The following is a 1,560-nucleotide window of genomic DNA, read 5'->3' on the forward strand; positions in this document are numbered from 1 at the left end:
GAAGCCGCGCGGCTAAGTTCCTATGGACGGCGGCGTTCCGATCTTGAGGGCGCGGCGCCGAACGGAAGCGTCTGCCACTCGCCGCCGTAGACCTGACGCAACCCGTCGGCGATCAACAGCGCACTTTCGAGGGGGCACAAGCCCGCGCAGGTCGCTGCCAGTTGGGATCAATGTCTTGATCGCGTTGCTTGCGAGGCATTGGCTCTCCGGTCGAAATGCAAAATCCGCGGGATCCTGCAAACTGGTAGACCTCGTTGGCAGCGTCAACTCTGAGTGCTGCCCCCATATTCCATGCCCTAGTCTTTCTCGTCGAGCGATTGGAAGCACATTCTGCAGGGAGTTCTGCTGTCAACGAGAAACGTGGGCTCGGTGGACAGCGTGGTTGTTAGTTCGGAAGACACTCAGGACAGGTGTCACCGATGGAATCCAGGACTTCGGCAATCGCTACCGCGGCGGCCTCAGGAGAAACGCCCGCCGGCGGATCCTGGCGGGCGACATCGAATGCACGCTCGCGCGCGTGCGGGTCACCGCGATCCTGCATCCAGCCGTGCTCCCCGCACTCTTTAATGGCTCCGGCGTCATTGAGCACAGAAATGGCCCACCCCCGCAGCGTCCGGGCCGTAGGCCGTCTTTCCCTAAACATCAGCATTGAATTCGCTCCACTGAGACGAATCCTCGTCTCCCACCGCCGTTCCGGTCGGTTAGCACAAGGCAGGGATTCGAAATCGCCGGCACTGAAGCTTGTCCACGTGTTCCGCCGTTCTGTGCATAACACTATGCGGTCGCGGCCGGGTCTTCCTTCTCGCCGGTCGCCACGATCCTCAACGCGCCATCCGGCAGCGGTCGTTGGACCGCTTTTGCTTCGTCCCACGGCGCGCGCATCCAGACATCGTACTCTTCAGCCGTTGTGAGGATGACTGGCATTGCCTTCGGATGGACGCGTTTGACTTCCGAGTTCGGATCGCAGGTCAGGAAGCCAAAAATATCGGCAGTGACTTCGCCTTCCTTTGCTTTTCGCACAGATGTCCACTTGGTCCAGATCCCACCGAATGCGAGCAGGGGGCGGCTCTCATCCGGGGAAAACCAAACGGGGACCTTCTTTCCCTCGATGGTGTCATACTCGCTAAAGCTCGTGAACGGCACCAGGCAGCGATTGTCCGGCCCGAGCCATGGCTTCCAGTGGTTGCTGCCTGTGTTGCGGATGTTGGTCGTGCCGGAATCCGGCTCCATCCGAAGCAGCTCCTTGAAGTCTACTGTCTTGCCCTTGGCCTCGAGCTTCTCCGCGCGCTTCTTCGTTGCATCTATGAGGGCTTTAGAGGACGAGGGCATACCCCATCGCGCCATAACGATCTCACGTCCGTCTGCAGCATTGCGGACGATGGGAGCGGGGTAGTCGGGAAAGATGCCGGGCATGCTTGGCAAGTTGCCGACATGGCTGTTCAGCGCTCCGAACAATTGACGGATTGCGTCCACGTTCTTGGTCATCGAGTAGAGATTGCAGATGTGGACGGCCCCCACTTGTCAGGATTGTAGCAGACTTTTGGCCAGATCGCTTGCTAT

2 protein-coding genes are annotated in these 1,560 nt (G+C 59.7%); both read right to left on the reverse strand.

Features of this window, described 5'->3' with window-relative positions; all coding sequences use genetic code 11:
- Window positions 1-385: 385 nt before the first annotated feature.
- The gene (locus tag JQ627_RS38880) at window positions 386-649 is read right to left on the reverse strand and encodes a hypothetical protein (protein WP_212489597.1); all 264 of its coding nucleotides are present in this window, start codon (window positions 647-649) and stop codon (window positions 386-388) included.
- 125 nt (window positions 650-774) lie between these two features.
- The gene (locus JQ627_RS38885) at window positions 775-1,503 is read right to left on the reverse strand and encodes an SOS response-associated peptidase (RefSeq protein ID WP_212489598.1); all 729 of its coding nucleotides are present in this window, start codon (window positions 1,501-1,503) and stop codon (window positions 775-777) included.
- Window positions 1,504-1,560: the final 57 nt, after the last annotated feature.

It is taken from the genome of Bradyrhizobium liaoningense (genome assembly GCF_018130785.1).
GTDB classification, from domain to species: Bacteria; Pseudomonadota; Alphaproteobacteria; order Rhizobiales; family Xanthobacteraceae; genus Bradyrhizobium; species Bradyrhizobium liaoningense_A.